This is a genomic window from Pseudomonas sp. NPDC089407, from assembly GCF_044900445.1.
Classification (GTDB): Bacteria; Pseudomonadota; Gammaproteobacteria; order Pseudomonadales; family Pseudomonadaceae; genus Aquipseudomonas.
In genome coordinates, this window is sequence record NZ_JBJDNB010000010.1 from 164,833 (window position 1) to 172,070 (window position 7,238).

Genomic DNA, 7,238 nt, shown 5'->3' on the forward strand with positions numbered 1-7,238 from the left:
AATTACCTGCGCAGTACGACTGCGCAACTTGATGGAGTGAAGACAATGAGTGAACAGAATTCGCAAACCCAGGCCTGGCAAGCACTGAGCCGCGACCATCACCTGGCCCCGTTCAGCGATGTGAAACAGCTGGCCGAAAAAGGCCCGCGTATCATCACCTCGGCCAAGGGCGTGTACCTGTGGGACAGCGAAGGCAGCAAGATTCTCGACGGCATGGCCGGCCTGTGGTGCGTGGCGGTCGGCTATGGCCGCGATGAGTTGGCCGAGGTGGCCAGCCAGCAGATGAAGCAATTGCCTTACTACAACCTGTTCTTCCAGACGGCGCACCCGCCTGCGCTGGAACTGGCCAAGGCCATCGCCGATGTTGCCCCGCAAGGCATGAACCATGTGTTCTTCACCGGCTCCGGTTCCGAAGGTAACGACACTGTGCTGCGCATGGTCCGCCATTACTGGGCATTGAAAGGCCAGAGCAGCAAAAAGGTGATCATCGGCCGCATCAACGGTTACCACGGCTCCACCGTGGCAGGCGCGGCCCTGGGTGGCATGAGCGGCATGCACCAGCAGGGCGGGGTGATCCCGGACATCGTGCACATCCCGCAGCCCTACTGGTTTGGTGAGGGCGGCGACATGACCGAGGCCGACTTCGGTGTGTGGGCGGCCGAGCAGCTGGAGAAGAAGATCCTCGAAGTGGGCGAAGACAACGTCGCGGCCTTTATCGCCGAGCCGATCCAGGGCGCCGGCGGGGTGATCATACCGCCGCAGACCTACTGGCCGAAGGTGAAGGAGATCCTTGCCAAGTACGACATCCTGTTCGTTGCTGACGAAGTGATCTGCGGTTTTGGCCGCACCGGTGAGTGGTTCGGCACTGACTACTACGACCTCAAGCCCGACCTGATGACCATCGCCAAGGGCCTGACCTCCGGTTACATCCCGATGGGGGGTGTGATCGTGCGCGACGAAGTGGCCAAGGTGATCAGCGAAGGCGGTGACTTCAACCACGGCTTCACCTATTCCGGCCACCCGGTGGCGGCGGCAGTGGGGCTGGAGAACCTGCGTATCCTGAAGGACGAGCAGATCATCACGCAGGTGCATGAGCAAACCGCGCCTTACCTGCAACAGCGCCTGCGCGAGCTGGCCGACCACCCGCTGGTAGGCGAAGTACGAGGCCTGGGCATGCTCGGTGCGATCGAACTTGTAAAAGACAAGGCCACCCGTGCCCGCTATGAAGGCAAGGGCGTGGGCATGATCTGCCGCCAGCATTGCTCCGACAACGGGCTGATCATGCGCGCGGTGGGCGACACCATGATCATCGCGCCGCCGCTGGTGATCAGCATTGAAGAGATCGACGAGCTGGTGGAAAAAGCCCGCAAGTGCCTGGACCTGACGTACGAGGTTGTGCGCTAAGGGCAGAACAAGTCTCCCATCCCTAGCGCGGTCTTTGTAGGAGCGGCCTTGTGTCGCGATCGGGCTGCGCTGCAGCCCCAGGATTTCAGCGTACATGCAAATATCGCTGGGGCTGCTGCGCAGCCCGATCGCGACACAAGGCCGCTCCTACAGGTGACCGCGGCAACTGCTCTGTGAAGCATTTTGCTTTGCGAGTCGAATCATGTACTTTTCAGGGCATTCTTTTCCCGTCCGAAAGTCGCGATTCAACTATGAAAGTGCACGAAGAAATCGAAGGCCTGGCAGTACTGATTCGCGACCTGCGCAAGTTCAAAGGCCTGACCCTGGGCGAGCTGGCACAGCGCATCGGCCGCTCGGTGGGCTTTCTGTCCCAGGTCGAGCGGGGCGTATCGCGCCCGACCGTGGCCGACCTTACAGCCATCAGCGAAGAGCTCGGTGTCTCCACCGCCTATTTCTACAAGCTGGACAAACCCCGTGAACTCGATTGGGTCACCCGGCCCCACGAGCGCCGCACCCTGCACCTGGCCGGTGGCATTACCGATGTGCTGGCATCGCCCACGATAACGGGTGCGTTCTCCATGCTCGACAGCCACCTGGAGCCGGGGGCGAGCAGTGGCGAGGAGTACCTGGACGACAGCTCGGAGCAAGGCTGCTTCGTGCTTGAAGGCGAGCTTACCGTGTGGCTGGGCGGCGGTGAGCCGGTAACGCTGCGCGCCAGTGACAGCTTTCAGCTGCAGCCCCATGCGAGCTTTCGCTACGCCAATCTGACCGACAAACCCACACGCGTGCTCTGGGTGTTCAGCTGATGGAAAGATGACCTGCGAACAATGAAGAGGCTGCATGGGTTATCCTTGCACCACGCAATCAACTTCAAGCAGTGAACTGAACGATGGGTTTTGAACAACTAGCAGAGCTACGCGACCGCCTGCGGGCGGAAAAACAGCAGGTAAAGGCCGAGAGCGCGAAACAGCCAAAGCGCAAGCCGTCCCCGCAGGCGAAGCCGCGTGAGCAGGATCCGGCGGTGGCTGCGATCTGGCCTTTGCAGAAGCATTTTCCACTGGCCTTCCCGGTCAACCCGGCCCCCAAGGTGCCGCTCAAGGAGGGCATTTTCAAGGATGCCGAGCAACACCTGGAGCTGCTTGGGCTGACCCGCGAACAGCTGAAACTGGGTATCTCGACCTGGTGCCGGGGTGCGCGCTACTGGGCAAGCATGGTCGAGGACGCACCGCGCCTGGACCTCGCTGGCCAAGCCGCTGGCACCGTGACCGCTGCCCAGGCACTGCATGCCAAGCAACAGGCTTCGCGTCAGCGTAGCCAGGACCGGCGCAACCGGGCGAAGGCCAAAGCGCAGGCTCCGGCCCCCGCCGCCGACGCTGAAGCAGTGCAAGCTGCCGACTGAGCCCAGTCGTACGCGACTGACGGGGCTGTCTCCAGCCCCGAACGCTGGCTTAACGTATCTCGAGCTCGCAAGCGTTTTGCGGATCTTGTGGGAGCGGGTTCACCCGCGAATGCGGCGGTAAAATCAGCATCGCATTCGCGGGTAAACCCGCTTCCTTCACATGATCACGTTCAACCCACCCTTGATCGTGCACTCGTAAGGATCGCCGCCCATGTCTTCCGGCAAAAAAGCTGTCAGGTCGTAGGGCAGCAGCACGGTGTCGAGCACGAACGAGAAGGGGGCATCGATCAGGAATGGCCAACTGCTGAGTCTGTATCAGGGTTAACAAGGACGTTCATGATTCCCGTCGATATGCCGAGCATGCTGCTCGGCTACATGATCTACATCTTTTCCGAAGTGTTTCTCTGGCTGCTCAGCGCCTGTCTGGTTGCCCTGCTGATTCCGCGTAGTCGGCGCTACATGCTGGCGCGGCGTTGGCGCTTCGGTCTGCTGGCAGTGTTGCTGGCGGTCGGTAGCGTGCCTTACGTCGAGTCGGAGTTCAGCCACTGGCAGCAGTGGCGCGCGCACAACCCGCGGCTGGAGCATGAAGAAGTGCTGGGTGACCTGATACTGCCAGCGGGCACCCAGGTGCACCTGGACAACCTTGACGACAGGGTGGATTACAGCGGCAAGCCCGTTCCCTATGGCATACAGAGCCTGGGCCATGCCGAGTTCGACCGCACGACGGGGACCATCATGGGTACGCCCGTGCGGCGTCTGAAACTGTGGCAGGGCCATGGCAATGCCACTGTCGAAACCGTGTCTGCGCATGAACTGGAAGGTTGGAAGTGCGAGCCTGGGGAGGTCCAGTTCGAGTTTCCTTTCGGTGCGCATTTCAAATTTGCCGAATGGAAGCTGCATCAGTGTTATCTGGCGCCGGGTTCCGAGTTGGGTGGCATCGTCTGGCCTGGGCCGGTGAGGGTGTTCTCCAGCGCCCCTGAGTGGGAGGCGAGGTCCGAAGATACCCCGGTCCAGGTGCTGGGCATGGAGCTGCGTTGGCTGAGCATGCGTATGGCGCAGCCTTATGGACCGGCGCGCAGCTGGGATGGCTTCCTGAACCATGCTGTCGATTTTGGCCCGGTGCATTATCCGGCCGACATTCAAGTGCGCAGCCGTGACGGGCGCTTGCTGTTCAGCCTGCCATCCAGCATGCAAGCGCTGGATCGACGCACCGGCAAGCCCATCGAAGGTGGCCATACGGTGGTGCAGAATGAGGCGGGGGAGGTGCTGGGGGTGCATACCAACGCCGATATGGGCATCCGTTTCTTCAATGAGCTTCTGAAGCCTTGAATGATCGCCTTGGTGGTCGCAACGTAAATGCAGAAACTTGCGCAGTCCCCTGTAGGAGCGGGTTTACCCGCGAATGCGATGGTGGTTTTTACCGACGCATTCGCGGGTAAACCCGCTCCCACAGGTATCGTGCAGGCCCGCTCAATACTTCCAGGTCACCGAAGCCGTCAGGTTGCGCGGCGCGCCGTAGCTGGCGGTGGTCGCATTGTTGTACAGCGACAACAGGTACTTACGGTCAGTGACGTTGTTCAGGTTCAGCGACGTGCTCCAGTTGCTGTCGATGTCGTAGCTGGTCATCAGGTCAACCAGGCCATAGGCGTTCTGGTGAATGGCGCTGTTGTCGTCGTTTTCGATCGCCGTCTGCCAGCTGAGACGGGCACCCACCTTCATCTGTGGCACGCTCGGCAGGCGATAGGTGACCATGCCGCGGAAGCTGTGCGTCGGCACATATTTACGCGCCCGCTCGCCGTTGTCATTGTCGATGCGCACGTAGGTGTAGCCGCCGAGCAGGTCCAGGCCCGGCACTACTTCGCCAGAGGCCTGCAACTCCACGCCGTGGCTCTTGTAGTCCTCTGCTGTGTAGACTTCCTGAACCCCGTCATACCCCGCATCCACCGCCACGTTGCGTTGCTCGGTCTTGAACAGCGCGGCAGTCAGGTGCAGGCGTTCGTCCATCACGCTGCCCTTTACCCCGACCTCCATGCTTTTGCCCTCCAGTGGGTCGAGTACCGAATGGTCGGTACCTGATACGTATTGGGGGTTGTAGATTTTGGTCCAGCTGCCATACACGCTCCAGGCGTCGTTCAGGTCGTAGACCAAGCCGGTGTAGGGGGTGACCTTGCCGTGCTCGCGCGTGTCGTGCGCGGTGCCATAGCTTTCGCCCTTGCCGTCGGCGCTGAGCATGCGTGCGCCGGCAATCCAGTGCAGGTCATCGGCAAGGCTGAAGCGTGCCCCGGCAAACAGGCTTTTCTGCGTGTCCTGGAAGTTTTGCCCGAGCCCTTCGCTGGTAGCGCCGAACGATGGCATGGGGGTAGTGCCCGCAAGAATGCCCGAGAACGAAGTCTGCAAGGCGCTACCGTGCTCCAGGTCTTCGTCGTACTCCTGGCCTTTCTGGTGCGTGCGCCCATACGCAGCACCGAAGGTCAGCTGGTGCTCGCGCCCGAACAGGCTGAACGGCCCTTGCACCTTGGCCTCGCCGAGCAATTGGTGGGCCTCGCTGCGAGTATGGTTGGCATAGGCGTCGGCAACATCACCGGTCACCGAGCCGACGTAGAGCATGTTGGTATTCTGTTTTTCCTGCACCCCGGTGGCGGTGAGGGTGGCGTTCCAGTCATTGCCAAAGTCGTGTTTCAGCTCGACGAAGGCACGCTGGGTGTGCAGGTTCCAGTAGGTCCACGGCTGGCCGATGCTGTTGCTGCGCCCACTGTAGTGGATGGCATTGCCCTTGCTGTCGACCAGCGGCAGGTTGCCCCAGGTGCTGCCGTTGGAATCACTGCTGTGCTGGGAAAAGCCCACGGTCACGGTGTCGGCGTCGGACACATCGAACGCCAGTAGGCCTGCTGCCACATTGCGTTCGTGGCTGTAGCGGTCCATCCACGAGTTGCCTTTGTCGTGGGAGTAGATGAAACGGCCACGCACATTGCCGCTGTCGGTCAGCGGGCCGCCCACGTCGATGTCAATGCGACGGCTGTCCCACGAACCGACGCTGGTATCGACCTGGGCCTGGAAGGTATCGGTCGGGCGCTTGCGTACGAAATTGACCGTGGCAGACGGGTTGCCGGCGCCACTCATCAAGCCATTGGCACCGTGCAGCACGTCGATCTGCTCATACTCGGCCAGGTCCTGGTCGCCGACCAGCGTGCTGCTGACGAAGGGCATACCCATGCCGTCGTATTCGAAGGTATCGATATCGAAGCCGCGCGAAGTGAACTCGGTGCGGTCGGTCTCGGTTTGCTCCACGGTCACCGAAGGTGCAGCACGCAGGGCGTCCTTGATGCCGGTGATCTTGAAATCGTCCAATGCCTGCCGAGTGATGGTGGTCACCGCCTGCGGCGTCTGCTTGTCGGTCAGGCCCAGTTTGGTGGTGCTGGAGGATGCCCGGCCTTCGTAACCCTGGCTGATGCCGTCTGCTGCTTCGCGGGTGCTGTCGATCTGGGTCGCGGGCAGGGTGAGGTTGTCGGCGGCGTGAACGACAGGCAGGGCGCTGCAGGCGCCGGCCAGCAGCAGACGGGCAGGGAGGTGACGTTTCAAAGGGGCAAGTCCTGGGCGGGGGAGTGGTCGTGGGATGTGTCTGGTGCGCTAATGAGAAACTACATCAATTGAGAATTTATCTTGATAAATAATATTTCATGCGCCTTCACGTCTCGCGAAGCGGGAGGCCGCAGGGGCGCCGGTTACGTCGTTGCAGGAAGCGGGCTTACCCGCGAACACGTGAGTATTTGTACAGGCGCCGCCCCAGTGCGTCATAGGCAAAGCTGACCGCATCACCTGGAAAGTACCCTGACCCACGCCACCGAATACGCGTTTCGCGCCCTGTTGGTAGACCATCACGCCATCTGCACGCTACCCAAGCCTCCCACCGCCCGCATGCCCTTGGCAGTCATGCGTGACTGTTCACGCCGGGCGTCGTTTATCGGGGTAGTGGACAACGAACCGGTGCTGGTCCGGGCATCGCACTTTCTGGGTGACATGGCCAAGGCGCTGATGGACGACGCCCACATGGGCATGCGCAAGCACCGATGATCTGAAGGTGGGAGCGGGCTTGGCCTAAAGACCATTCAGTAAGAAAAGGCGAGGTGTTCGCCATGGCTTTAGCATCGCCTATGCGATCGAGCGCCGCCCGCGCGGCGCTTCGCGGCACAAGGCCGCACATCTGTTTCGGGCCAGTCCATCCTGTTAAGTCACCTCTGTCCGCCTTGATTGTTCCCTTCGATATTGAAGGGGGCGCCGCTGGTCTCTATCAATCTCCAGTCATGCACCCAGGGTGCGCGCGCCAAAAGCACAGGCATAATTGGCCCGAAACAGATGTGGGAGCAACTGTCTTTTTCAAAGTCTAAAAGTTTGCGCAATCTCTGTGGGAGATCACCCAGCCCTTAGGGCTGCGCTG

Annotated in this window: 6 protein-coding genes and 1 pseudogene; 5 read left to right on the plus strand and 2 right to left on the minus strand. The window is 61.1% G+C overall.

Going from position 1 to position 7,238, the window contains the following annotated elements:
• Positions 1-45: 45 nt before the first annotated feature.
• From ACI2KG_RS10650 to ACI2KG_RS10660, 3 genes are all read left to right on the plus strand, one after another.
• A complete protein-coding gene (locus ACI2KG_RS10650) occupies positions 46-1,404 on the plus strand; it encodes an aspartate aminotransferase family protein (protein WP_404661857.1) in 1,359 nt (452 codons plus the stop codon).
• 251 nt (positions 1,405-1,655) lie between these two features.
• Positions 1,656-2,210, plus strand: a complete 555-nt coding sequence (locus ACI2KG_RS10655; RefSeq protein WP_016485777.1) for a helix-turn-helix domain-containing protein — start codon at positions 1,656-1,658, stop codon at positions 2,208-2,210.
• Positions 2,211-2,293: 83 nt separating this feature from the next.
• Positions 2,294-2,803 (plus strand): ProQ/FinO family protein, encoded by a 510-nt coding sequence (locus ACI2KG_RS10660; protein WP_404661858.1) that lies wholly within the window; start codon positions 2,294-2,296, stop codon positions 2,801-2,803.
• Between the two features lie 156 nt (positions 2,804-2,959).
• Here ACI2KG_RS10660 and ACI2KG_RS10665 read toward each other — a convergent pair.
• Positions 2,960-3,103, minus strand: a pseudogene (locus ACI2KG_RS10665) (YceK/YidQ family lipoprotein); the annotation flags it as partial.
• Positions 3,104-3,139: 36 nt separating this feature from the next.
• Between ACI2KG_RS10665 and ACI2KG_RS10670 the strand changes: the two are divergent.
• Positions 3,140-4,132, plus strand: a complete 993-nt coding sequence (locus ACI2KG_RS10670; protein ID WP_404661859.1) for a hypothetical protein — start codon at positions 3,140-3,142, stop codon at positions 4,130-4,132.
• A gap of 141 nt (positions 4,133-4,273) precedes the next feature.
• On the opposite strand, the gene ACI2KG_RS10675 is transcribed toward ACI2KG_RS10670, so the two are convergent.
• A complete protein-coding gene (locus tag ACI2KG_RS10675; protein ID WP_404661867.1) occupies positions 4,274-6,355 on the minus strand; it encodes a TonB-dependent siderophore receptor in 2,082 nt (693 codons plus the stop codon).
• Between the two features lie 378 nt (positions 6,356-6,733).
• On the opposite strand from ACI2KG_RS10675, the gene ACI2KG_RS10680 reads away from it, so the two are divergent.
• On the plus strand, positions 6,734-6,874 hold the full coding sequence (locus ACI2KG_RS10680; RefSeq protein WP_404661860.1) for a DUF3077 domain-containing protein: 141 nt from the start codon (positions 6,734-6,736) through the stop codon (positions 6,872-6,874).
• Positions 6,875-7,238: the final 364 nt, after the last annotated feature.

Bases quoted from the DNA above. Each gene is read 5' to 3' on its own strand.
- ACI2KG_RS10650 (WP_404661857.1), top strand. From the start codon at position 46: ATGAGTGAACAGAATTCGCAAACCCAGGCCTGGCAAGCACTGAGCCGC.
- ACI2KG_RS10680 (WP_404661860.1), top strand. From the start codon at position 6,734: ATGCGTGACTGTTCACGCCGGGCGTCGTTTATCGGGGTAGTGGACAAC.
- ACI2KG_RS10660 (WP_404661858.1), top strand. From the start codon at position 2,294: ATGGGTTTTGAACAACTAGCAGAGCTACGCGACCGCCTGCGGGCGGAA.
- ACI2KG_RS10655 (WP_016485777.1), top strand. From the start codon at position 1,656: ATGAAAGTGCACGAAGAAATCGAAGGCCTGGCAGTACTGATTCGCGAC.
- ACI2KG_RS10670 (WP_404661859.1), top strand. From the start codon at position 3,140: ATGATTCCCGTCGATATGCCGAGCATGCTGCTCGGCTACATGATCTAC.